22 protein-coding genes are annotated in these 26,012 nt (G+C 31.6%); 16 read left to right on the forward strand and 6 right to left on the reverse strand.

Annotated elements, in window-relative coordinates; all coding sequences use genetic code 11:
• The first annotated feature begins 380 nt into the window (after positions 1–380).
• Positions 381–1,013 (forward strand): hypothetical protein, encoded by a 633-nt coding sequence (locus B2145_RS14990; RefSeq protein WP_291103967.1) that lies wholly within the window; start codon positions 381–383, stop codon positions 1,011–1,013.
• Positions 1,014–1,222: 209 nt separating this feature from the next.
• Here B2145_RS14990 and B2145_RS14995 read toward each other — a convergent pair whose 3' ends face one another.
• Complete coding sequence (locus B2145_RS14995) at positions 1,223–1,498, reverse strand: hypothetical protein (RefSeq protein WP_291103970.1); 276 nt, start codon at positions 1,496–1,498, stop codon at positions 1,223–1,225.
• A gap of 114 nt (positions 1,499–1,612) precedes the next feature.
• Positions 1,613–3,067 carry a hypothetical protein gene (locus tag B2145_RS15000; RefSeq protein ID WP_291103973.1) on the reverse strand — a complete coding sequence of 485 codons (1,455 nt, stop codon included), beginning with the start codon at positions 3,065–3,067 and terminating at the stop codon, positions 1,613–1,615.
• A gap of 760 nt (positions 3,068–3,827) precedes the next feature.
• On the opposite strand from B2145_RS15000, the gene B2145_RS15005 reads away from it, so the two are divergent.
• From B2145_RS15005 to B2145_RS15040, 8 genes are all read left to right on the forward strand, one after another.
• Complete coding sequence (locus tag B2145_RS15005; protein ID WP_291103976.1) at positions 3,828–5,546, forward strand: type I restriction-modification system subunit M; 1,719 nt, start codon at positions 3,828–3,830, stop codon at positions 5,544–5,546.
• A gap of 3 nt (positions 5,547–5,549) precedes the next feature.
• A complete protein-coding gene (locus B2145_RS15010) occupies positions 5,550–6,821 on the forward strand; it encodes a restriction endonuclease subunit S (protein WP_291103979.1) in 1,272 nt (423 codons plus the stop codon).
• Between the two features lie 10 nt (positions 6,822–6,831).
• Positions 6,832–7,338 carry a hypothetical protein gene (locus B2145_RS15015; protein ID WP_291103982.1) on the forward strand — a complete coding sequence of 169 codons (507 nt, stop codon included), beginning with the start codon at positions 6,832–6,834 and terminating at the stop codon, positions 7,336–7,338.
• 84 nt (positions 7,339–7,422) lie between these two features.
• Entirely contained in the window at positions 7,423–8,004 is a 582-nt protein-coding gene (locus tag B2145_RS15020; protein ID WP_291103985.1) for a hypothetical protein, read from the forward strand.
• 121 nt (positions 8,005–8,125) lie between these two features.
• A complete protein-coding gene (locus tag B2145_RS15025; RefSeq protein WP_291103987.1) occupies positions 8,126–9,796 on the forward strand; it encodes an RNA-binding domain-containing protein in 1,671 nt (556 codons plus the stop codon).
• A gap of 97 nt (positions 9,797–9,893) precedes the next feature.
• Entirely contained in the window at positions 9,894–12,905 is a 3,012-nt protein-coding gene (locus B2145_RS15030; RefSeq protein ID WP_291103989.1) for a type I restriction endonuclease subunit R, read from the forward strand.
• Between the two features lie 12 nt (positions 12,906–12,917).
• The gene (locus tag B2145_RS15035; protein ID WP_291103992.1) at positions 12,918–14,180 is read left to right on the forward strand and encodes a DUF6161 domain-containing protein; all 1,263 of its coding nucleotides are present in this window, start codon (positions 12,918–12,920) and stop codon (positions 14,178–14,180) included.
• A 144-nt stretch (positions 14,181–14,324) separates the two neighbouring features.
• A complete protein-coding gene (locus tag B2145_RS15040; RefSeq protein WP_291103995.1) occupies positions 14,325–15,812 on the forward strand; it encodes a DUF2779 domain-containing protein in 1,488 nt (495 codons plus the stop codon).
• Between the two features lie 64 nt (positions 15,813–15,876).
• Here the strand turns inward: B2145_RS15040 and B2145_RS15045 are convergent, their stop codons facing one another.
• The gene (locus B2145_RS15045; protein ID WP_291103998.1) at positions 15,877–16,275 is read right to left on the reverse strand and encodes a hypothetical protein; all 399 of its coding nucleotides are present in this window, start codon (positions 16,273–16,275) and stop codon (positions 15,877–15,879) included.
• Positions 16,276–16,549: 274 nt separating this feature from the next.
• Here B2145_RS15045 and B2145_RS15050 point away from each other — a divergent pair, with 274 nt between their 5' ends.
• On the forward strand, positions 16,550–17,173 hold the full coding sequence (locus B2145_RS15050; RefSeq protein WP_291104001.1) for a recombinase family protein: 624 nt from the start codon (positions 16,550–16,552) through the stop codon (positions 17,171–17,173).
• A gap of 7 nt (positions 17,174–17,180) precedes the next feature.
• Here the strand turns inward: B2145_RS15050 and B2145_RS15055 are convergent, their stop codons facing one another.
• Positions 17,181–19,016, reverse strand: coding sequence for a recombinase family protein (locus tag B2145_RS15055; protein WP_291104004.1), 1,836 nt, complete (start codon positions 19,014–19,016; stop codon positions 17,181–17,183).
• 48 nt (positions 19,017–19,064) lie between these two features.
• Here B2145_RS15055 and B2145_RS15060 point away from each other — a divergent pair, with 48 nt between their 5' ends.
• Positions 19,065–19,607 (forward strand): DUF1697 domain-containing protein, encoded by a 543-nt coding sequence (locus tag B2145_RS15060; protein WP_291104007.1) that lies wholly within the window; start codon positions 19,065–19,067, stop codon positions 19,605–19,607.
• Between the two features lie 188 nt (positions 19,608–19,795).
• Here the strand turns inward: B2145_RS15060 and B2145_RS15065 are convergent, their stop codons facing one another.
• Positions 19,796–20,530, reverse strand: a complete 735-nt coding sequence (locus B2145_RS15065; protein WP_291104010.1) for a diphthine--ammonia ligase — start codon at positions 20,528–20,530, stop codon at positions 19,796–19,798.
• Positions 20,531–20,753: 223 nt separating this feature from the next.
• Between B2145_RS15065 and B2145_RS15070 the strand changes: the two genes are divergently transcribed.
• Genes B2145_RS15070 through B2145_RS15085 form a run of 4 tightly spaced genes read left to right on the forward strand, consistent with a single transcriptional unit; the run spans position 20,754 to position 24,519 of the window.
• Positions 20,754–20,906, forward strand: coding sequence for a hypothetical protein (locus B2145_RS15070; RefSeq protein ID WP_291104012.1), 153 nt, complete (start codon positions 20,754–20,756; stop codon positions 20,904–20,906).
• Positions 20,893–21,480, forward strand: a complete 588-nt coding sequence (locus B2145_RS15075) for a transposase (protein WP_291104014.1) — start codon at positions 20,893–20,895, stop codon at positions 21,478–21,480. The genes B2145_RS15070 and B2145_RS15075 overlap by 14 nt, the downstream gene beginning before the upstream one ends.
• A gap of 13 nt (positions 21,481–21,493) precedes the next feature.
• The gene (locus B2145_RS15080) at positions 21,494–23,599 is read left to right on the forward strand and encodes a M1 family metallopeptidase (protein ID WP_291104016.1); all 2,106 of its coding nucleotides are present in this window, start codon (positions 21,494–21,496) and stop codon (positions 23,597–23,599) included.
• Positions 23,600–23,616: 17 nt separating this feature from the next.
• Positions 23,617–24,519: a patatin-like phospholipase family protein gene (locus tag B2145_RS15085; RefSeq protein WP_291104018.1), complete on the forward strand. Its 903-nt coding sequence runs from the start codon at positions 23,617–23,619 to the stop codon at positions 24,517–24,519.
• On the opposite strand, the gene B2145_RS15090 is transcribed toward B2145_RS15085, so the two are convergent.
• Positions 24,520–25,041: a hypothetical protein gene (locus tag B2145_RS15090; RefSeq protein ID WP_291104021.1), complete on the reverse strand. Its 522-nt coding sequence runs from the start codon at positions 25,039–25,041 to the stop codon at positions 24,520–24,522.
• A gap of 88 nt (positions 25,042–25,129) precedes the next feature.
• Here B2145_RS15090 and B2145_RS15095 point away from each other — a divergent pair, with 88 nt between their 5' ends.
• A complete protein-coding gene (locus B2145_RS15095) occupies positions 25,130–25,897 on the forward strand; it encodes a sulfite exporter TauE/SafE family protein (protein ID WP_291104024.1) in 768 nt (255 codons plus the stop codon).
• The last annotated feature ends 115 nt before the right edge of the window (positions 25,898–26,012 follow it).

The following is a 26,012-nucleotide window of genomic DNA, read 5'->3' on the forward strand; positions in this document are numbered from 1 at the left end:
GTTTAGATTGCTGATTTTAGATTTTTTAGAAAAGAGAACAAAGAAAATAGATTATAGAAGGTTAGATTTTTAGAATCTATTCTCTTTGTTCGATATTCTTTTTTCTTTTAAAAGCGAAGATAGCTTTTTGTTTGGAAATTTGGAAATAAGATAAATTGAAAAGGAAGTTATAAAATTGGTATTTTTGAGGAATTAAATATTCTAAAAAATGACAACTCATCTCGCACTTCTTCGTGGCATAATATAAATGTGTTTTGATTTTAAATAACTTATATTTAGTGTTTTACAAGTTGTTTAAATTTAAGAAAAAATAAAACTTTAACATTATTCATTTCTTCTGAAGAAAATTTCTATATTTAATTCGAATATTTAAAAAAAAAATGGAAGATTACAGCAATATTTTAGTTGTTTTTGTTATTGGCTTAGTACCAACTTTGCTAACATTATATTTAAATGAACGAGTGAAAGGTAGTGTTAGAAATTCCTTTGATGAAAAACTTGAACAACTTAAAAAAGAACACTCGAAAGAAATATCTCAGTTTCAAGCAGAGCTTAGTTATTTAAAATCCAAAGAGAATTTTAAGTTTACCAAGCTTCACGAAAAGCGATTCGAAGTTTTACAAAAAACTTTTGAATATTTGAATAATAATTTAAATGTACTAGCTACGCATATTTCACCATTTAAATTCACGCCAGATGGTCAAAATTTTGACGAAAATGAGCGACAAGCAAGTAAACAATATCGTGATGCGCACAATGAGTTTTTGAAGTATTTTAAATTTAATTCGATTTACTTTGATGAAGAAACTGAAAGCTTACTAAATAGCTTCTTTCAGGAATCTGGTGATATATTTAATGCTTATGACCAAAGACAAATTATGAAGTCAATGGGTGATAGTCTAGATAAAGAAGGTTTGCTTAATTCTGCTATGGCATACAAGAAAATTCCAGAAATAATTCATCCGTTAAAAAAAGAAATAGAAATTAAGTTTCGAAAACTTTTAGGGGAATAATTCATAGTATATGAAAATTATTGTAAATATAAATTATAAAAATATATGATTCACCTTTGCTTGCTTCGTGGTATAATCTAAACAAGTAATGATAATTTTATACATATAATATGTTTACAATTAATGATTTACGAAGTTTTAGTAATTTTAAATAATGTCTAAATATGCTAAAAAAAGACACCATTGTACAAATATATTAATGATTCAATTTAGTTTAAATCTACATCATTTATCAACATTAGAAATTCTGGGGTTAATTCACTTGTTCTTGAATAACTTGAAGAAACAACCTTAGTATAAATATAACCAACTTCAACCAAATTGGATATTGCTTCAAGTATTTTTTTTCTCGTTGTTCCGAGTTCTTTAGCTATATCTCCAGCTCTTAGATTGAATAAAAGAATAGAAGGAAAATCTAGCATAAGCATTAGTACTAATTTTTCTGTACTTCCAATAGTTTTAAGTTTTAATAGTTTTGTATTCATTTTATATTTTTTTAATCTCGTAATTTTACGTAGTAACCATTTTCATTTTGATAGTCAATTTGTATGTTGGAATAATTTTTAATTTTTTCAGTAATATCCCTCATAAATTTCAGTTCATATTTGTACGGATTTATAATTCTCAATTTTGATATTGGGAACCGCACCAATTTTTTTCTCTAGTATTGAAGACATAATTTCTAAAGTTTTTTGTTGATGCTCAATTGGAACTAACAAGCCATCGTGCATTGTATATGGAATAATATCTTCTTTTACCAATTCTTTACAAATTTTATCTATAAAAACTTCACTTTCAATGATTTGCAATGATATTGCAAATTGCTCGTATTCACCCTTTTTAATTGATTTCATAACTGATGAAATAAATGGATATTCTTCAGCAAACTTATTTTTTAACCCAGTTAACTGATTATTTTTAGAATACGCTAGTAACATCCAAACCTTTTTTGCTAAATCTCTAGCAACCGAAAATGAAACTGTTTCTGGTGTCCCATATTTTATGTCAAAAACCCTTATTAATTCCTCATACCAAACCCCTAAAGTTGTAGCTTTTAAATACCTATCCAATTCTTTCATAACTTCTACACTTGCATCTTTTCGATATTTACTAAGTGTAATATTAAAAAGTACTGGTTGAGAATTAGAAAGGTCTAAGTAGGACATATTTTCATAACCTTTTATATATGGTCTTAGGTCGCTTGCCATGTTAGTAAGATTTGTATCTAATCGCTTATTGGTAGGGTTTCTTTTGAAGCGAAGTGTTTTGTTATTCCTACCATTATGAATACCATTGATTGATGCAATTCTCGATGAATAACGCTTAAATGCAGAAACTTCTTCATCTTTATTTATTGCAGAGTCAATCTCATTTTGATACCTTGTTGAAGCATGGCTTAATGCACCTTCATAATCAATTTCAAGATTGTTTCGGAAGTGGCTCCCCATCTTCTTTATATGATTAGGAGCATTATTTATGTATTTTGAATCAGCTTCATAATCTTTAGTTAGAAACTTTTTATTGGTTCTGGTTATTGGTACTTTTATATTATACCATAAATCATACATCCTACTTTTTTGATTGTTCTCTATCCCTTTAATATCAATACATTCAAGGGTTATTTGTATGCTATCTCTTAAACAATAGGTATCTATTACATCCTTCAATACATCTCCATTTCTATTTAATAATAAAGAAGTAATATTAATATATGTATCATTACTTTGAAGATAATAATATGTTGTTCTACCTTTAAAATAATAATCATGCCAAATAACATTATTGATAATTAACCAATGAATATAGGATTTATAATCATTACCATATTTCAATTGAAGGTATCTGGAATCCATTGGTATGCAATGAAAAAGATAGTCTTCTAAATCTCTATTCTGATTTGATTTTGATAAAATATCATTGATAACTGATAATCCAACGATGATTTCAGATTCTTTGCTATCTTGTAATGGTGATAAGTGGGCTGATATGAAAAGGAAATCAACCATTTCTTTAGGTAATAGGAAGCTCCTAAACTTTTTATATTTGATACTCATAATAATACATTCTCTCTTTTGTTATAGTATCTCTCAATTTTATGCTGGGGAGAGAACCAAGTGTTGCAAACCACTTGGAACCCAGCTGTATGATATTAAATCCTACATTTATAAATATAGGCATTTTATAAAATATGTCAAGTAAATTGTAAAAATAAATTCTGTACTACCCCCTATGGTAGTCCGTCCCTCGTTAGCCGCCTTTCCAGGACTGCCGTAAGTGCTAATATATAGGGCTATAATTGTCTATTTGGAATTCTGAAAATTTTTTGTTCTAGTTTTTTTTGTTCTAGTTTTTTAGACTGCTTTTTCAAAAAATTATTTTTTTCAAAAATTCTACAAAAAATAGTTCCTTCAGATAATGGTTGAGAATATTTTGGTAATAATGCACACGTTCACACTATACAGATTCACACGTTCCAGCTATAAGGGTTTATTGAAAAAACCCCGTTTTTGATGCTAAAATCAAGGATAACTATGGATAGGCTCGTAAACGTTTATATTATATTAATTTCATTTAAAAATTCGGGTGAATTTCTATAATCGATATAGACAAAACAACAACTTTTTAGAAAAAACTTCACCATTTTACGGTTTCCTACACTGAAGTGATTCATTTTAAATGTACGTTTGACTCCTAATGGTTTTTTTGGAAATATTTTAATTCAATACATCCAAAAAAAACATCAACTTTTATCCATAATATTTTTATTACATTTATAGTCTAATTTATCATATACTAATAATCAGAAATACATAAATGAAGAACGTTAAAGAATCAGCCAATTTTATTTGGTCAATTGCAGACCTATTAAGAGGGGATTACAAACAAAGTGACTATGGCAAAGTAATACTGCCATTAACCGTTTTACGAAGATTAGATTGTGTTCTGGAAAGCTCTAAAGTTGCTGTACTCAGTAAGTTTGAGCAAATGAAAACGATGAGTATTGAAAACCTTGACCCAATACTCAATAAAACAGCTGGTTTTAATTTTCATAATAAAAGTCTTTTCGATTTTAATAAACTGATTGCCGACCCTAACAATATTGCTTCCAACCTTCGAAACTATATCAATGGATTCTCGGAAGATGCCAGAGAAATAATTGAACAATTTGAATTTGAGAACCAAATCACCAAGATGGATGACAATAACTTGTTGTTTATGGTGGTGAAACGTTTCCAAGAAATCGACTTGCATCCAGACCGTATCTCAAGTATGGAAATGGGATATATGTTTGAAGAATTGATTCGCAAATTTGCCGAGATTTCAAATGAAACCGCTGGGGAACATTTTACACCAAGAGAGGTTATCAAACTGATGGTGAACATCCTGTTTTTGAATGATAGAGAAATCCTAACCAAAAAAGGAATCACCAAAACCATTTATGATTGTTGCGCTGGCACAGGAGGAATGTTATCCGTTGCAGAAGAATACTTGAATGAGCTGAATCCTGATGCACGTTTGGAAGTTTTTGGACAGGAACTCAATCCAGAATCCTATGCCATTTGCAAATCGGATTTAATGATTAAAGGACAAAACGCTTCCAATATCAAAAAGGGGAATAGCATATCGGATGACAAATTAGAGAATGAAAAATTTGATTATTTAATTACCAATCCGCCATTTGGTGTGAAATGGGAAAAGTTTGCCAAGAAGGTAAAAGAAGAACACGACCAATTGGGACACGGTGGACGGTTTGGAGCTGGATTGCCTAGTGTTGGTGATGGTTCTTTCTTGTTCCTGATGCACTTGATGTCCAAGATGAAACCAGAAGGTTCACGTTTGGCTTTGGTTTTTAATGGTTCACCATTGTTTTCTGGTTCACCCAGCAAGACTAAAAATGAAAGTAGTATAAGACAATGGATTATAGAAAATGACCTATTAGAAGCTGTAATTGCGTTGCCAAATCAATTGTTTTACAATACTGGTATTAGCACTTATGTTTGGGTGATTTCCAACAAAAAACCAGCGGAACGCAAAGGAAAAGTTCAATTGATTAATGCCATTGATTTCTCCAAGAAAATGAGCAAATCGTTGGGAAACAAACGAAACGAAATAAGCAACAAACAAATTGCTGAAATTACCAAGATTTACGGAGATTTCAAACCCAACGAATATTCCAAGATATTTGACAACAAGGAATTTGGTTATGCCAAAGTAACGGTGGAGCGACCAGAACGCAATGCGAAGGGTCAAGTGGTTGCTGATAAAAAAGGAAATCCAAAAGCGGATAGTTCACTTAGAGATACCGAAAATATTCCTTTGACAATGGATATGAAAGATTATATGAAACGTGAAGTATTGACTCACGTTCCAGATGCTTGGATAGATGAAACCAAAACCAATATTGGTTACGAAATAAATTTTACCAAGTATTTTTATCAATACAAACCACTACGTTCTTTGGATGAAATCCGTAAAGACATTATGGCTATTGAACAAGAAACGGATGGTTTACTAAAAGAGGTTATCGGATAAATTATGAAGAAATACGATAACTATAAGGATTCGGGTATTGAATGGATTGGAGAAATTCCGAAGCATTGGGATTGTTTTAGATTAAAAAACATTGTTAAGGCACCTCTAAAATATGGAGCTAATGAATCAGCGGAAGATGATAACCCAAATAATCCACGTTACATTAGAATAACAGATTTTGGAGCAGATGGTCTTTTAAAAGATGATACATTCAAATCATTACCACTGGAAGTAGCAAAAAATTATTTCCTAGAAGATGGTGACTTATTATTTGCTAGAAGTGGTGCAACAGTTGGGAAAACATTTCTTTTTAAAAATTATGATGGTATAGCCTGTTATGCTGGTTATTTAATCAAAGCATCATTTGATAAAAATTATATAAATAGTACATATATTGATTATATAACCCGTTCAAATTATTATGAAAATTGGAAATTATCAATATTCCAACAAGCAACTATACAAAACATTGGAGCTGATAAATTCAATTTGTTTAATATTCCAATTCCCAATAATATAGAAGAACAAACCCAAATCGCCAAATACCTAGACCACAAAACCAATCAAATAGATACTTTAATTTCCAAAAAAAAGCAGTTCATCAACTTATTACAAGAAGAACGCATAGCGGTTATCAATCAAGCTGTCACGAAAGGTTTAGACCCAAAAGTAAAGATGAAAGATTCTGGGATTGAATGGCTGGGAGAAATTCCAGAGCATTGGGAGGTGAAAAGGATGAAATATCTATGCGATGTTACTACTGGAGGAAAAGATACAGAAAATAGAGAAGATAATGGGAAATATCCTTTTTTTGTACGTTCACAAACTATAGAAAGAATCTCAAGTTATTCATTTGATGGAGAAGCTATTTTAACTGCTGGTGATGGTGTTGGAGTTTGTAAGGTATGGCATTATGTAAATGAAAAATTTGATTTTCACCAGAGAGTATATATGATGAGTAACTTTAAACCTGTTCTCGGTAAATACTTATTTTATTACTTGAAAGAAAATTTTGGAAAAGAAGTAATGAAACTATCTGCTAAATCAACAGTTGATTCATTAAGAAGACCAATGTTTCAGAACTTTATGGTTTGTTTTGGTTCTTTAGAAGAACAAAAAGAAATTATTAATCAAATTGAAAAAGAAGATATTAGAATTGAAACATTAATTTCCAAATCACAACAAGAAATCGAACTATTAAAAGAATACAAAACGGCTTTGATTAGTGAGGTGGTAACTGGTAAAGTAGATGTGAGGGAAGAAATATTAAATTAACAATTTAGTTATGAATGCAAAAGAAAATGAAATATTAGAATACATCAATACAGAAGGGTTTGTTTCTGTCACAAAAGACACACCAAAAAATGAGCAGGATTTTATTAGAAAGCTAAAAGCTTTTGGGCTTCTAGTTAGCACAAAAAATACTTATCAACACAGCCCATCATCTGTTTTTTACAAACACTATAATTCATTATTAGTATGGGAAGGAAAAATTGAAGAATACCAATTTGAAGATAAATTAACAAATTCAATAGTAAATAATTTTACTGGAAGTACTATTTCGCAATTCAATCAAAATTCAAAAAAAATCAGTTTTGAACAAATTAACAATCCTGTTTTTATTGAAGCGATAAAACAAGAATTGAGCGATGACCAATATAAAATATTAGAAGAATTAATCAAAAAGAAATCAGATAAGAAAACAATTGTACAAACTCTCGGAAGTTTTGGAAAAGATGTTATCACAAACATTATTGCTAACATCTTAACAAACCCAAACCTGTATAATTAAAAACCGAAAATAGAATACAAAACAGCTTTAATAAGCGAAGTAGTTACAGGTAAGGTTGATGTGAGAGTTTAAAAAATAAATACAATGATAGATAAAGAAGTAGCAATTAAGGCAATTAATTCTAAGTTAGAACAACTTAAAAGTGTTGGAGGGCATCAAGAATTTAATAATTGGAGAAAAATTACATCAACAACACTTTCAAATATATATACTAATAAGGAAGATTTGATTCAAAAATTTGAATCTATTAAAGCCTGGGTGACAGTAATGTCTGGAAGTGGTGACAGAACAAATCAAGCAAAACGAGAAGCTGAAGATTATTTAAAAAGTATTATTTCTGATATTGAACATTTTGGTTTGCCACAATTAATTGACAGTAAACAAAGTGAAAAATTAAGTGTTAATGTGCACCAGCAAAATAATCAGAACCAATCAACATCTGTTAATATTAATATTGATTTTATTTTAGATGTACTTAAAGGTGAATTAAGAAATTCTGAAATTGAAGAAGTAAAAGATATTTTAGAATCTGATGACGAACCAAAAGAAAAGAAAAAGAAGTTTATAGATAAAATTAAGTCATTCGGTTCAGATGTAGCTTCAAATATTTTAGCTAATATTTTAACAAACCCACAAGTTTACGAACAAATTGGAAAGATGTTATAAAAAATTAAATTATGGCAAAAGGCATAGATACAGAATTAACATTTGAAACATTGAATAGGATGTTTTAGGGTTTAATTGCGAGATAATTTTTTAAATTAGCACGAATTAATAAATAACAAGTATGACAGAAGTTGAGTTAAAGCAATACATCCAAACCCATTTTCCAAAAGAAAATGAAGCTTGTGAATGGAAAGATTTCAAATCTTTAAAGCACTCCTTTGGTGGGCAAGCTGGTGATGATATAATTTCCTATATTTCTGCTATTGCTAATATGGAAGGCGGTTATATTGTGGTAGGTATTAAAGACAAAACACAAGACATATCAGGCATTACAGAATTTAATAATTATACGACACAGAACATAAAGCTTAAAATTGTTGAAAAATGCACCAATATCAATTCTGAAAAACTAAAAGTAGAAGAATTTAAAACTTCTGATACTGAAAAAATAGTATGGGTTTTTCATATACCAAAACATCTGCCTAGATTGATTGTTTATTCGCATTCTAAAGCTTGGCAACGTATTGAAGATAGCTTGGTAGATTTAAAAAAAGAACGCCAAGATGCCATTTTAAAAGAACCTATCTCAATTAATGAAGATTGGTCATCACAAATAATTCCAACAGCAACTTTAGATGATTTAGACCCGAAAGCCATCACAAAAGCTAGGGAAGAGTATAAAGAAAAAAAACCAAAAAAAGCCACTGAGTGCGATTTATGGGATGACACTACATTTTTGAATAAGGCAAAAGTAACCATTCAAGGTAAAATCACCAATACGGCTATTTTATTGCTGGGTAAAGAAGAATCAGCACATTATATCAATCCAGCGATAGCGAAAATTTCTTGGATTCTAAAGGATGAATATAATGTAGAACGAGATTATGAGCATTTTTCAGTTCCTTTTATTATCAACTCAACGGAAGTTTTTAATAGGGTAAGGAATTTGACTTATCGCTATATGAAAGACGATTCGCTTTTCCCTACCGAAATAAAAATGTATGATTCATTCGTTATTCGAGAAGCATTACACAATTGTATTGCACATCAGGATTACGCTATGCAAGGACGAATTACGGTAGTGGAAAAACCAGACGAATTAATTTTTTCAAACGTAGGAAGTTTTATTCCAAAGAGTGTTGAGACTGTAATAGAACAAGATGCACCACAGGAATACTATAGAAATGCTTTTTTAGCAGAAGCAATGGTTAACTTGAATATGATTGATACTATTGGAAGCGGAATAAAACGAATGTTTATTGAGCAACGCAAAAGATTTTTCCCTTTGCCTGATTTTGATTTGTCTGACCCGAGTAAAGTTGTGGTAAAAATTGCGGGTAGAATTTGGGATGAAAACTACACCAAGTTACTAATGAGTAAAACAGATTTAGACTTAAAAACTGTTGTTTTATTAGATAGAGTTCAGAAATCACTACCAATATCAGAAAACGAAATTAAGCTACTCCGAAAAGAAAAATTGGTTGAAGGCAGAAAAAACAGTTTATATATTTCGGCTTCTATTGCCAAAGTAACAGGAGACAAATCATCTTACATAAAGTTAAGAGGGTTCAAAGATGAACATTATAAAAAAATGATTCTCGACTATTTAGGTGCATATCGAACCGCAAGTAAACAAGATATAGACAAACTAATTTTAGACATACTTCCTAATATTTTAGATGAAAACAAAAAGGCAAATAAGGTTCGGAATTTAGTATATGCAATGTCAAAAAGAGATAAAACCATAGTAAATAAAGGGACTACAAGAAATCCAGTTTGGCAGAAAGTATAACTAAAAGCAATTTTATTTAGATGAACTTTAGATGAACTTTAGATGAACTTGCAAAGTAGATAAGCCTATAACTGAATCACAAAAAGAAGAACAAAATATGGCAAAAGGCATACATACAGAACTAACCTTTGAATCTGCAATTGAAATTTCATTGCTGGAATCTGGTGGCTATAGAAAAGGTTTTTCAGAAGATTTTGATGCACAGTTGGGTTTGTTTCCAAAATACATTATTGATTTTCTTAAAACATCACAACCAACAGCGTGGGATAAATTAGCCAACATCCACAAAGATGAGGTGGATAAAAAAGTAATTCAAAGACTTGTAAAAGAAATTGACCTTCGTGGTATTCTGGATGTAATTCGTAAAGGCTTTACCGATTATGGTGTGAAGTTTCAAATGGCTTATTTTAAGCCCGAAAGCACACTCAATCCCGAAGCGGAATCACAATATTTATCCAATCATTTATCAGTCACCAGACAGCTTTATTATGAGCGAGTTGGCAAGAATTCGTTGGATATGGTATTGTCTTTGAACGGTCTTCCAATTGCCACCATTGAACTTAAAAATCAATTCTCTGGACAATCCGTTGACAATGCCAAAAAGCAATATGTGTATGACCGTGAACCCAATGAACCCATCTTTCAATTCAAGAAAAGAACGTTGGTACATTTTGCAGTAGATACCGATGAATGTTTTATGACCACCAAATTAGATGGAAAACGAACTCGTTATTTACCGTTTAACATTGGAAATAATAATGGTGCTGGAAACCCAGTAAATAAAATTGGTTACAGAACTTCTTATTTATGGGAATACGTTTGGTCAAAAAGCAGTTTTATGGATATTATTGGCAAATTCCTTCATCTGAGTGTGGAAGAATTTGAAATGAATGGGGTGAAAAAGAAAAAAGAAACTATCATTTTTCCAAGATTCCATCAAATGCAAGTGGTGCGAAAAATTACCAATGATTCCAAATTAAATGGAGCTGGTAAAAACTACTTGATTCAACATTCTGCTGGTTCAGGAAAATCAAATTCAATTGCTTGGTTATCCTATAGATTATCGAGTCTTCACGATGATGCAAACAATCGAATTTTTGATTCAGTTATTGTAATAACTGACCGTAAAGTATTGGATTCACAGTTGCAAAACACCATTTACCAGTTTGAACATAAAGATGGTGTGGTTCAGAAAATTGACAAAGATTCACAACAACTTGCCGATGCACTTTCAGCTGGTTCAAACATCATAATTACTACACTCCAGAAATTTCCTTTTATCCTGGATAAAATAGGTGAATTACCATCCAGAAAATATGCAGTTATCATTGATGAAGCTCATTCCTCACAAGGTGGTGAAGCAACCAAAAAAATGAAAGAAGTTCTTTCTGCAAAATCATTGGAAGAAGCTGAAAAAGATGAAGCATACTCAGGATTGGAAGAAGATGCCGAAGATGAAATTAGAAAATCAATGTTGGCACGTGGCAAACAAACAAATCTGAGTTTCTTTGGATTCACTGCAACACCAAAACCAAAAACAGTTGAGGTTTTTGGCACAATGGGAAGCAATGGTAAACCAGAACCGTTTCATTTGTATTCGATGAAACAAGCCATTGAAGAAGGTTTCATTTTAGATGTATTGAAGAATTACACCACTTATAAAACCTACTTCAAATTATCGAAAGAGATTAAAGATGACCCAAAAGTAAACAAGAAAAAAGCATCCAGAGCCATAGCAAGATTTATGTCACTCCACCCACATAATTTGGCTCAAAAAACGGAAGTAATGGTGGAACACTTCAGACAAATAGTGTCCAAAAAAATTGGTGGTAAAGCCAAAGCAATGGTGGTGAGTAGCTCTCGCCTTCACGCTGTGAGATACAAAGAAGAATTTGATAAATACATCCAAGAAAAAGGATATAAAGACATTAAAACAATAGTGGCATTTTCTGGAAAAGTGATTCACAACTTTGCACCAGAAGGTGTTACCGAAGTGGAACTGAATGGTTTTAGTGAAAAAATGCTTCCAAAGAAATTTGCATCCGATGAATATCAATTATTATTGGTTGCTGATAAATATCAAACAGGATTTGACCAGCCCTTATTGCATACAATGTATGTAGATAAAAAATTATCAGGTGTGAAAGCAGTGCAAACCCTATCCAGATTAAACAGGATGTGTGCTGGGAAAGAGGACACATTTGTACTGGATTTCGCAAATGATACCGATGAGATTTTGAATTCATTTCAACCATATTATGAACTTACATCCATCAAAGAAAACTCAGACCCAAATCATTTGTATGATTTAAAAGGAGAGATAGAAAAAGCAAATATTATTTGGGAAACGGAGATAAATAATTTTTGTAATGTGTTTTTCAAATCTGTCAAAACACTATCAGTATCGGAACAAGGGAAATTGAATTCTTACATTGACCCAGCAGTAGAACGATTCAAACAATTACCATTAGAAAACTCAAAAGATGATGTTATTGGAACAGAAATAACACAGGAAGATTTTAAAAACACGCTTCAAAGCTTCAATAGAACCTATTCGTTTCTGACCCAAATTATGCCGTTTTCGGATGTGGAATTGGAAAAGTTATTTACCTACACCAGATTCCTGTATAAGAAGTTACCTAGAACAAGTGAAAACGATAAATTCAAATTGGGTGATGAAGTTTCATTGGAATATTACCGACTTCAAAAGATTGCAGAGAATAACATTCTAATGGAAGACCAAGCCGTTTATGAGTTAGAAGGTGGTGGTGAAGCTGGAATCAGATTATCCAAAGAAGACCAAGTTGCATTATCTGAAATAATAGACGTTTTAAACAAGCGATTTTCAACTGAATTCAATATGGCTGATAAATTATTCTTTGACCAAATCGAAGAAGAATTAGCATCCGATTTAAAGTTATCAGAACAGGCGAAAAGCAATCCAATTGAGAATTTCAAGTTTGGTTTTGACGATTTGTTTATGGATAAGCTAATTGCAAGAATGGAACAAAATCAGGATATATTTTCTAAGATGATGGATGATAAAGATTTTGGAAATATTGTTAAGAGTTATATGTTGAAGAAGGTTTATAATAGGTTGAGTAAGTAAAATATTTAGAAAATGACAAAAGCTGAATTAAACAAGAAAATTGCAGAATCTGTTAATTATGAATGGTTTAAAACTCCACAGGAGGTTTTTAATTTTCACTATGTGAACATCGTTATGACCTTTACAGGAGTGTCTGCTATTTACGAATTTGTTAATCAACAGGTAAATGGTTGGGAAGGAATTGAGCAGGATTTGCCTAATGAATTTGTTCAATCGAAACAATATTTTAAAAGCATCCAGTCTAGTATTATTCAATTTGTTCAAAATTATTCAGAACTTGATGTTAACCAGCTTAATGGTCAATGGTCAACAGTCAAAAATACTATAATACAAATAAATCCAAAACCAATCACTTACAATTCTTCAATTACGAGTTTTTTAATTGACTTATATTCAAGTAATAGGGATTATTTTCAAGGGGCTTATAATTTTATTTTTGGGATAAGTTATAATATAAATGATAAGAATTTATTTTTCGGGGCAGTATTAGCCTATGAATTCACATTAAAAGAAAAAACAGAAATAACTGGTAGAAAAAAGCAAGAGCAGAAATCAATTTCAAGATTGAAAAATGATTTCCAAAAATACATTGAAAAATCTGAACTAGAGGTTGTTGATTACATTGAGAAAACATATATTTCATTCAATGATTATGTTCAAAAAATTGATGATTTAAAAAATGAAAAAGAAACAGAATTTTCCGAATGGTTTGAGAACACAAAAACAGAAGAATGGCAAAAATGGTATGATGAAAAAATTCAATCTCTAAAACGATTAGAAATTACCTATGAAGCAAATCTCAAATTAGAAAAACCAGCAAAGTATTGGCAAATTAAATCTACAAAATATTATGAACAAGGAAATACTGCAAAAAAAATATTGTTTTGGGTGATTGGGATTTCAGTAGTGTTTTTAGGAGTTATTCTAGTAGTTTCACCAAGTTGGATTTTCAATACCGTATTTAATGGAAATTCAATTGCTATTGTTAGATGGTCGATTGTCTTTATCACACTAATTTCATTAATAGCTTTTTCAGTAAAAGCACTAACTAAGTATATGTTTAGTTCATATCATTTAGCAAGAGATGCAGAAGAAAGACATACTTTAACCTTTTTCTATTTGGCTTTATTAAAAGATACAGAAGTAAAAGATGAAGACCGAAATTTAATATTACAATCATTATTTAGTAGAGTTGAAACAGGATTGCTCAAGGATGATTCATCTCCTACTATGCCTAGCGATACTATAAGTAAAATATTTACTAAAAATCAATGACACTAAATCAAAGTTAATGAAGGAAAATCAGAGGAAAAACTCTAGCAATCAAAAGAAAATTATTTGAGATTGATAAATGATTAAGTTTATTAGAATTCAATAACACTTTTTTTCCTTATTGTAATATGGTTCAGACAAAAATAAATGGAAAAACCTATCCTTTCAAAATCAACTTTTATTAGAGGCTTACAATGTGAGAAGTCATTGTATTTATACAAACATAATTACAATTTAAGAGATGGGATTTCATCTCAACTACAAGCTATTTTTAATCAAGGTACAAATGTTGGGATATTTTCACAACAATTATTCCCCAATGGTGCGGATGCTTCTCCAGTTGACCATTTCAAAATTCAAGAATCGGTTTTAAAAACAAAGGAATTTATGGACAATGGTGAATCAATTATTTATGAAGCCACTTTTCAATATAATGGTGTGTTGGTTGCCTTGGATTTATTGGTAAAAGACAATGAGGGGTGGAAAGCTTTTGAAGTAAAAAGTTCAACAAGTATCTCTGAAACTTATATAAATGATACTGCCATACAGTATTATGCAATTACCAATTCTGGAATCGAACTTAAAGATATTTCAATTGTTTACATAAATAATCAATATTTAAAAAACGGTGATATAGAAGTAAAGGAACTGTTTACAATTGAATCGGTTTTGGAAAGAGTTAAAGCAGTTGTTCCATCGATACCAAATCAAATTGAGTCTTTTAAAAAATTAATAGTACAAGATTCTGTCCCTGATATTGATATTGGAATTCAATGTTCCACACCTTACGGTTGTGATTTTATGGGTCATTGTTGGAAACATATTCCAGAATATTCCATTTTTAATATTTCTAATTTATACACCACCAAAAAGTTTGAACTATATGAAAATGGTATCATTTCTTTTGAACAATTGGATTTAAACAATTCCAAATTAAATCCAAATCAACTTTTACAAGTTACAAGTGAATTAAACAGCACTACATACATTGATAGAAATAATATTATAGAATTCATAAAAGACATTGAATACCCATTGTATTATCTCGATTTTGAAACAATGACATCAGCTGTTCCAATCTTTGATAACAGCAGACCATATCAACAGCTAGTTTTCCAGTATTCATTGCACATTCAAACAGAAAACGGTAAATTAGAACATAGAGAATACTTAGCAGAAGCTAATCCAAATATAGACCCCAGAATTAACTTCATTAAACAATTGATAAATGATTGTGGTGACACTGGTGATATTTTGGTTTATAACATTGGATTTGAAAGGGGTAAACTAAATGATTTAATTTCATTGTTTCCTATCTACACTTATGAAATTAGTAATATCATTGGTCGCCTTAAAGATTTGATGATACCATTTCAAAAAAAATGGTATTACACCCCAGAAATGAAAGGCAGTTACTCAATCAAATATGTATTACCAGCTTTAGTTCCAGAACTCTCGTACCAAGATTTAGAAATAAAAGAGGGTGGTACAGCAAGTTCAATATTTGCTAAAATGGTTTTAGGTGAGTTTCAAGGTGATATTGATAAAACTAAAATGGATTTATTAGAGTATTGCAAATTAGATACTTATGCAATGGTTAAAATATTGGAAAAGCTAAAAGAAGCTACTCAATAAAATATTTATCATACTTAAAGTAGCTTTCATATTTTCATTGACACAAGTGTGTACTTGAATGAGATTAATAAACGAAGTTCTCACAGTGGCTATTCCAGTTAAATGATTCTAACTCAAATTTTATTATTTCTTGAATGGATTTATTAATTGGTTCATTTCCATACCAAACCATGACAATAGAAGAACCATCAAATTGATTTTTTTTATCATTTACAGGTTTGCTGGTCAACCAAGCCGAATACGTAAAAGGTTTGAGTTCCGTTTCTGAAATTTTTATATTGGCTTGTTTGTAAACAACTTTTCTTTCGCCCCATTCAGATGGATATGATGTTCTTTTTAAGATTTCATCGTTTAATTCTTCATTTGGCTTACCTGATATTAATCCAGAATATGTAGGAGTCATATTGAATCCTTCAATTGTTATTATTTTTCCTGTGCTTAGTGTGATTATTAAATTTCTCATTTTTATCTCTTTATTTATAAATATCTTCAATATTGAAAATGACCAAAAAGTTTGACTTCTAAAAATAGTGAAACCCTAAATTATAAATAAAAAATCTCTTAGCCCAGGAAAAACAGGCTTTTACTTGTGTAATCCAAAAATCCCTGGAACCTTTGCAAAGTTGTTATAAAATAAGGTTTACCTTTTCGTATAACAGCAAAAGAGCAAAAAAAGACCTTTGAGACCAACAAAATGACCTCAATAATCAGTAACCCTTTTTTTATAACAGTAAACTATGAAAACACCAGTTGCAATTTTCGGAAGAGTAAGTTTGGATTCTATGGATTTCCAAAGACAGATTAGTGATTTACAAAAGGTCGCTGATAGATTGAATTATGAAGTTGTAAGTATAATAACAGAGAAAATATCAGGTGCTAAGAACAATGATGAACGTTTGGGTATTCGGCAATTGCTTCTTGAAGCCCGACAAGGTAAATTTCAAAAAATTTTATGTACTGAGGTCTCAAGATTAGGTAGGTCAACCATTCAAACTTTAAGACTTTTGGAAGAACTACACCAAATGGGAATTAGTGTTTATCTACAAGACCTAAATTCAGAAACTTTAAATGAAAATGGAGAAATAGGATTTCAAACAGAAATTATGCTTCACATGTTAAGCTTGTTCGCAAAAAATGAGAGAAGAAATTTGATTGATAGGATTCGTTCTGGAATGTTACAAGCAAAAAAAAATAATATCCATTGTGGAAGACCAATTAACAGCAAAGAAAAGAAAGCTGATTTTTTAGCAAAATACCCAAAAGTAATAGATGGGCTTGGTAGAGGATTCAGTATTAGAGAGTGTGTAAAATTGTATGATGTATCATTGGCTACTGTGGCTAAGGTAAAGGGATGTTTGTAATATCCAGTTAATCAATTATTTTATCTTGATGAATTTGTAATAAGTTATCAGTTATCGTTGTGAAGCCAGCTAAAATTTCACTTAATTCAGATACATTTTCATACTCATACATTGAATCATCATAATATCTTTCATAATAATCTTCATCCATTTGTTCAGAAGGGTCAAATGCACTTAAATACTTATCTTGATATTGATATATGAATGGTTTTTTCCTTAATCCTTTTCGGCACACAACAACTTTAAGTGTTCCTCCAATTTCTTGACCATTGATTTGCAATTTAATATCCAACCTAATAAACTGAAAGTTGATAGCTGTAATTTTAACATTCTTTATAATTTGTTTAAATATAGATTGTAGTTTGTTTCTATCATTTTTGGCTTGTTTTAAAATGCTATCGTCAAGTTTAATTTTTGATAGATTCTTTAAAGATTTTTTATTTGATTCAAGTTGTTTTGTTTGTGTTGAAAGTTGAACTGATAGGTTATTTGATATTGATATTAATTCAGCTTTTTTAATATTGTGTCGTGTTTTTGATGCAACTTTAACATCTTCAGTATCATTTTCGTTTTCATCAAGGTAAGCATTAACCAACTTGTCGATTTTAATTTCATTTTGTTTTATCTCTTTTTCAATAAATGGAATTGATGTTTCAAGTAAACTTATTTTATTAGTAATATCTATTTTGATACTGTCAGTATCATTTAAGTATTTTAATACAGTTGGAGATTTACAAAGTATGTTATATATTGAACTATCAACAAGGTCAATATTCACACCTAAATTCGCACAAGGTTTAACATCATTTACAACCCTTGACGAACAAACATACACTTGTTTTAAATCTGATACTTGATGCGTATAATTACGACCACATACACCGCATGTAGTTAAATATTGAAGTAGTATAACATTCTTTGTATGTATATTTCTACCATTCCCTTTTTTACCTAGACGTATATCAGTACATTCATCAAATATTTTTTTTGATATAATTGCTATATTTGGTGCATCGAATGGTTCAGAATTATCAATTAATTTCCCATTAGCATCTTTTCTTTTTTTCTTTTTGAATATTCGTTTACCATAGTATATAGTATTTGTTAAAATGACATATATTTGATTTGCTGTCCATTTAATATTATTAGCTTGTTTGCCTTTATATTCTTTGTCTTCGAATGCTTTATTGGTTCTTGTTGGTATATTATCTTTGTTTAATTCCTTTGCAATATGCCCCATTCCAAAACCTTGTTTATATTGTTCAAAAATCAATTGAATTATCTTTGATTCTTCTTTATCAATTGCCAGTTTTTTATGTTCATCTTTTAAATATCCATAAGGTTGCATTAGTCCACCAGTTACACCACCATCAAAAATTTTTTGTTTCAATCCAGATGAAGCCCTAGATTTAAAAACATCAATTTCAATTTGAGCAAAATCCATCAACAACCCAAGTACAGCGAATTTTGTTTTATCAATACTACCGTCAGGATTTAAGAAATGTGAACCACCATTTGTTGATGTTACACACACATCAATACCTTGTTCAAGTAGGTTAGTTACTATTATTCTTGCCTCAATAGGTTTTCTTCCTACACGAGAAAGTTCAGTAACGTAAAGACATTTATAAAATTTGGGTTTAGATTCAACTTTATTTAAAAAACGTGTTAACTCGGGTCTCTCTTTTGAACCTTTGAAACCACTTATTTTTTCAGCATAAACATCAATATTTATTTCATTTTCTTTATACTGACTATGTATATACTTTGTTATATCTGTTATTTGTCGTTCAAACATTTGATTTTTTGTTGAGACCCTTACATAAATTGCTAAATTTACCATCTGAAAAAGTTTAAATTCAATTACAAATATAATTAAATAAATCAAAGTATGGTTCACTTATGCTTGCTCCGTGGCATCAATGTTTCCGGACACAATATGATAAAAATGGAGGCTTTGAAAACGACTTTAGAAGCCATTGGTTTCGAAAATGTGCAAACCTATGCACAATCTGGAAATGTTTTTGTGGATACCAATGAAGAAAATGCTGCCAAGGTAGGTTTCCAAATCAAGCAGGAAATCTTCAAGGTTTTTGGTCACGAAGTTCCGGTCGTGGTTATTGGCAAAACAGATTTAGAATCCTGTTTGAAGAACAATCCTTTTTTGAAAGAGGCGGCTATGGATTCCAAGAAATTATACGTGGCTTTTGTTTCTATGGAGTTACGAAGCGACAGTATCAACGATTTGAGAATTAGCCAATTTAAACCCGACGAAGCCAGTATTGACTCCAGTCGGATCTACATTAAATATGCCGTTGGTGCTGGAAAAACAAGGTTTGACCAAAAATATATTGAAAAAAGATTGAATGTAACGGCGACGATTAGGAACTGGAATACGGTGAGGCAATTGTTGAAAATGTTTGAAGAGAAATAAATAATCGTATAAGTGATAAATGTTGTCAAGTCGGGCACATTCAAGACCAAACGTTGAATCTCGATTGCGCCAGACTTGACAGTTAAAGAGATTAAGGACAGAATTAGTGGAAATTTGTGTAATTCGTAGCGAAGAGCATCCAATACGAATCGTCTTAAAAAACCTTTTTTTAATAGTTCAAAAACAACCTATTTCCCCACCAAATCACAATACCAAAACCCAAAATCAAAAGCATCGGAAGTATTGCTGTCGCAAGCTGTATCCGAAGAATCCTCTTTCGGTTTTTCGTATTTTCGATACACGACTTCGCCAATTTCAAAGTCTATGGGCTTGGAGAAAATAGGGCCGTCAAAAGTGAAAGTGTGGAATTCTCCGTTCTCGCCGCAAACATCCACGTTTTTGGGCAAATCGTTGATGAAATCTTGATCGATGACGCGACCCACAAAACTTTTGTCCAGAAAACGCTCGTTGACACAAACCACAATGGTTTTAAAACCCAGACTTATAAATTCCTGTATTAGGTTTTGGGTTGGAATTTTCCAAAGCGGGAATACGCCTTCAAAACCTATTTCGGACAATTTATCTTCCCGATATTTTCGTAAATCCTCCAGAAAAATATCTCCAAAAACAGAATGGGTGACGCCTTGGTCTTTCAGTTTTACCAATATTTCCCGCATCACCTTTTCATAGACTTCCATCGAAGGCATTTCGGGAATTTGCATAATTTCAAGCGGTAACCCGATGCTTTCGGCTTGTTGTTCCAGTAATTCTACCCGAACGCCGTGCATAGAAATGCGCTGAAACTGTTGGTTTACGCTCGTGAGTAAACAGGCAATATCAAATTCTTGATCTTGCACTATTTTGTATAAGGCCAGCGCGGAATCTTTTCCGCTGCTCCAGTTAAATAAGGCTTTCTTTTTCAATGGGATTTTCTTATGGTTTTTGTAGTTGTAAATTTAAACTATTAATTTGTTGTGCTGAATATTTTGTGTAGAGACTATGCGTCTCTACGTCGTACGTTTCTGCAAATCTAATCGGTTAAAAAATCTGGGGTTATTTTGAATTCTTGCTTTAGAATTTATAGCAATAAAATGCTTACTTTTATTGCTTTCATCTTTTTGCAAATTAACAAAACCCTTTGATTAAATGTCATTATTCAAAAACAAATACAGAATTGAATCAAACCGATTGAAAGATTGGGATTATTCCAGCAATGCCATTTATTTTCTAACTATTTGTACTTCACATAGAGAATGCATTTTCGGTTCAATTGAAAATAAAAAAAATGATTTTAAATGAAAAGGGGAATATCGTCGAAGAAGAAATTCTAAATTCCATAAAAATCAGGGAAAATTGGATTTTTCATAATTGGAAAGTTATGCCAAATCACGTCCATTTATTGATTGAAATAAACAAACCGTTTATCCAAAAATGGAATTATTCTATAAAAACAATTTTGCAAGAGGATATAGATATTGAATTAGAAAATTTAGTTCTTTTCAATAAAAATTTTGAAACACAATCCAAAGAGACGCATAGCAATGCGTCTCAACAATCCGTTAAAAAAAAATCTAAAGAGATGCATAGCAATGAGTCTCAACAGAATAAACTAACGGATGAAAATGAAAATAGCACAAAAAAATTATCAAGGAGGCCAAGATCGATTTCCTCATTTGTTGGAGGAATTAAAGGTACCGTTACATCAAAAATCAATGAATTAAACAATCTTTTCGAAGGTTCAATTTGGCAATCTAATTTTCACGACCATATTGTAAGAAGTTATGAGGAATTCAAAACTGTCTATTACTACATAGAAAACAATCCGAAGAATTGGGAAGATGACACTTTTAATCCAATAAATTCTAAAAAATAACTTTTGATTAATTATGCGCTATCTTTTTCTCTTAATTTCCACCATCACATTTGCACAACAAACTAAATTTGTTGATTTCAAATCGGTTTCCGGTCAAGTGACAATTAATCCCAAAGAAAAATCAGTTTCGGGAGCGGTTCGTTATTGGTTTGATGTTTTGAAACCCATTGACACCATCAAAATTGACGCCCAGAATATGACGTTTTCCGAGGTGGAAATGAACGAACAGAAAATTAAATTCAGCACCAATGGGAAACAACTTTTGTTGATTTTTCCGTTCGAAAAAGGGAAAAACACAATCCGCTTTAAATATAAGGCAATCCCAAAACAGGCATTGTATTTTGTTGGACATTTCGACTGTGCTCAGTGTGACAAATCGAATGTCATCCCGAGCGCAGTCGAGGGACAGATTTGGACGCAAGGTCAGGGAAAATATACCAGCAATTGGTTTCCGAGTTTTGACGACGTGAATGAAAAAATGATTTTTAATTTGGAAGTCGTTTTCGACTCCAAATACCAAGTGATTTCGAATGGAAAATTAATCAATGGCAATATCAATATCAATGGCAATTTTAAAAATTGGAAATACAGTATGCAAAAACCAATGAGTTCCTATTTATTGATGCTTGCCATCGGGAAATTCGACAAAAAAATCGAGTTTTCAAAGTCCAGAATTCCTTTGGAAATGTATTATGAACCCAATACTTTGGCCAAATTTGAACCCACTTATCGCTATTCAAAACAAATTTTCGACTTTCTGGAAAAGGAAATAGGAGTAAAGTATCCTTGGAAAATATACAAACAAATTCCGGTTCGGGATTTCCTTTATGGCGGAATGGAAAACACCTCGGCAACGCTTTTTTCCAGTCAATATGTCGTGGATTCAACCGGTTTTGAAGATAGAAATTACACGAATGTGAATGCACACGAACTGGCACATCAATGGTTTGGAGATTTGGTCACAGCCGAAAGCGGAAAAAACCATTGGCTTCAGGAAGGTTTCGCCACGTATTATGCCTTGCTGGCCGAAAAAGAAATTTATGGCGACGATTATTTTTATTCCAAATTATACAACTATGCGCAAGAACTCAAACAGGCTTCAAAAACCGATACGATTCCAATTTTGAATCCGAAAGCGAGTTCGTTGACTTTCTACCAAAAAGGAGCTTGGGCGTTGTATGTTTTGCGAGAAGGAATTGGCGAAAAAGCCTTTAGAAAATCAGTTCAAAACTATCTCAAGAAATATTCCTTCCAGAACGTAACTACGCAGGATTTCCTTGCCGAAATCAAGAAAATTTCGGATTATGATTTGGATAATTTTTGTAAAGTATGGCTCGAAACACCTGGTTTTAATAGTCAAATTGCCAATGATTTACTTTCTAAAAATAAATCTATCCAAACGCTTTTTGAAATTGAAAAATCAAGAAATAAACCTTTGTCCGAAAAGAAAGTGTTTTTTGCCAAAATCCTTCAATCGGATGTGTATTCGTCTGTAAAAGAAGCTATCATATATCAATTGAAAAACGAAAATTTTGAAGACTCGAAACCGTTGTTGATTCTTGCTTTGGCAACCAAAAATAGGCAAGTTCGCCAAGCGGTTGTTGGTATTTTGACTAAAATCCAGGAAGAATTTAGAACTCAATATGAAAGTCTGCTTGATGATAAATCGTATCAAACACAGGAAATCTCCTTGTATAATTTGTGGAATAATTTTCCCGAACATCGTATAGAATATTTGGAAAAATCAAAGAATTGGATTGGTTTCAATGATTATAATTTGAGGACTTTGTGGTTGTCGCTGGCATTGTCGACTGCTGAATATTCGGTAAACAAAGAAGGGTTAATCGATGAATTGATTAATTATTCTTCACCCAATTTTGAAGCCACGACACGACAAAATGCTTTAGAAAAACTGATTGCTTTCCATTTGATAAACGAAACAGTTTTGAAAAATTTGGTCAACGCAACGACTTCTCCTATGTGGCAATTTTCTAAATTTGGCAGAGAAAATATTCGGGCGTTGCTAAAAAATAAAGAAATGAGAATTTCATTTGAGAGAATTTTACATAATTTAGACGAAAAAGAGCAATTTCAATTGAACCGATTGTTGAAGGAGTAATATTTTAAACAAATTCTATGAGAGCATTAGTGATTTCGGGAGGAGGGAGCAAAGGCGCGTTTGCCGGTGGCGTGGCTCAGTATCTTTTGGAAAAAGAAAAAAATGAATACGATTTATTCATAGGGACATCATCAGGAAGCTTACTCATCTCTCATTTGGCTTTGGGAAAAATTGATAAAATCTATGGTGTTTTTACGAGGGTTCATATGGATAAAATATTCGATATCAACCCCTTTATTGTCAAGAACAAGAAAGGAATAGACGTAGTTACGGTTAACCATTTCAGTGTTATTTGGCAGTTTTTAAGAAAAAAAAGAACTTTTGGGGAAAGCAAAAATTTACAAAAATATATCAAATCCAATTTTTCTATTTCTGAATTCAACCTTTTGAAAGCTACGAAAATCGATGTTGTGGTTACCGTTACAAATATCTCAAACAATGAAGCAGAATATAAATCAATAAATGATTGTACGTATGATGAATTTTGCGATTGGATCTGGATTTCAAGTAATTATGTTCCTTTTATGAGTTTGGCTACCAAAAATGGAAATGAATATGGTGATGGAGGTTTTTCGAGTTTGGTTCCAATTAAGGAAGCAATTAATCGTGGAGCTACAGAAATTGACGTTATTATTTTGGAAACAGAAATTGCAGTTAGCAAAATTTCAACTGGCAAAAATCCTTTTTCATTGCTGATAGATTTGTTTAGAATTACATTGGATCAAGTCGAAAAACAAAATATTGCATTAGGCAAACTAATCGCAAAAAATAGGAATATAAAACTTAATTTATATTATACCCAAACAAAACTAACTGACAATTCACTTATTTTCAATACAATAAATATGAAAAAGTGGTGGAAAGAAGGATATGAATATGCTCAAAACAAGAGTGATATTATGAGCGACAATAAACTATAATTACCACAATTGTGCCACTTCATTTTTGATAAATGCCAATGCGGCGCTACTTGGAGATGGTTTTTCCAATAAATCTCTTAAAATTACTTCCCGCAATTGATTGGCATCATTTATTTTTTCATTTTTTGTGGCCAAAAGTATCATTTGTATTGTAGCATTTTTGGCAGTTGTGATTGTTGACCAACATTCGTCTGAAATATAAATTTGTTGTGCTAAATTGTGCTCATATTCTTGTTCGATTTGTGCAATTACAAAGTTTTGGTAGTCTTTTTTATCTTCTGAAATAGGCGTAATTCGAACCAATAATTGAGATGGATTAATGCGCTCCAAAAACAAAGTCATTCGCTCATAAGCTTGTAAACGCAGTGCTAAAGTGTCAGGTTTTGTGTCTTTTTGCAATAAATATTTTCTTTTTTCAGTCTCATTTTTTGTGTACAATTCAAAGAAACTATAAGCCACAAATGCCATTATTAATGTTGGCAAAGTGTAACTTACTAATTCTATTATTCGTGTTGAATCCATTGGTGATTTTTATTTTTTATTAACCAAAGACAAATTAACGAATAAACAAATAAACTTATATATTACATTTGGTAAAATTTTAATAAAAATGGAAACCTACATCATTGTTATACTTTGTTTAGCCGCTTTTGCCGCTGGATTTATAGATGCCATCGTGGGTGGCGGCGGATTGATACAAACCCCGGTTGGATTGATTATGCTGCCCAATTTTCCCGTTTCCACAGTCATTGGCACATTAAAAGTACCCGCTTTCAGCGGAACTTCCTTTGCTGCCTATCAATATCTTAAAAAAGTGGATATGAACTGGAAACTACTCATTATTATGATGCTTTTAGCATTTCCATCGGCATTTTTGGGATCGACTTTGTTGACTTATGTGAGCAATGATTTTATGAAACCTTTATTGTTGGTTGTTCTGTCGTTTTTGGTGATTTACACTTATGCCCAGAAAAATTTTGGGCAGCATATTGTAAAAACGCATTCTGCCAGAACCCAAGTTCTTTATGCCGTCCTAATCAGTTTTGTGGTTGGTTTTTACGATGGATTCATTGGTCCCGGCACAGGAAGTTTTTTAGTTTTGGCTTTCATTGCCTTGATGGGATTTGATTTTTTGCACGCTTCCGCCAATGCAAAAATGGTCAATCTGGCGACCAATTTTGGTTCAATTTGCCTGTTTATGTTGAAAGGCAAAATCTTATGGGCAATCGCAATTCCAATGGCTTGTTGCAATGCATTTGGTGGCTGGCTTGGCGCAAAATTAGCCATCAACAAAGGGAATAAGTTTATTCGGATTTTCTTTTTGGTCGTCGTTGTTGGCACCTTGATCCGGTTTGCTTACGACGTGTTTTATAAATAGTTTTAAATCTACTTTTAAAGTCCCAGTATTCAGTTGCAGTGTGCGGTTGCTTGCTGAAAACTGCGACTGAAAACTGTTTACTAAACTCAATTCTTAATTCTTAAATCCTTATTTT

Source organism: Flavobacterium sp. UBA5153, assembly GCA_002413745.1.
Classification (GTDB): Bacteria; Bacteroidota; Bacteroidia; order Flavobacteriales; family Flavobacteriaceae; genus Flavobacterium.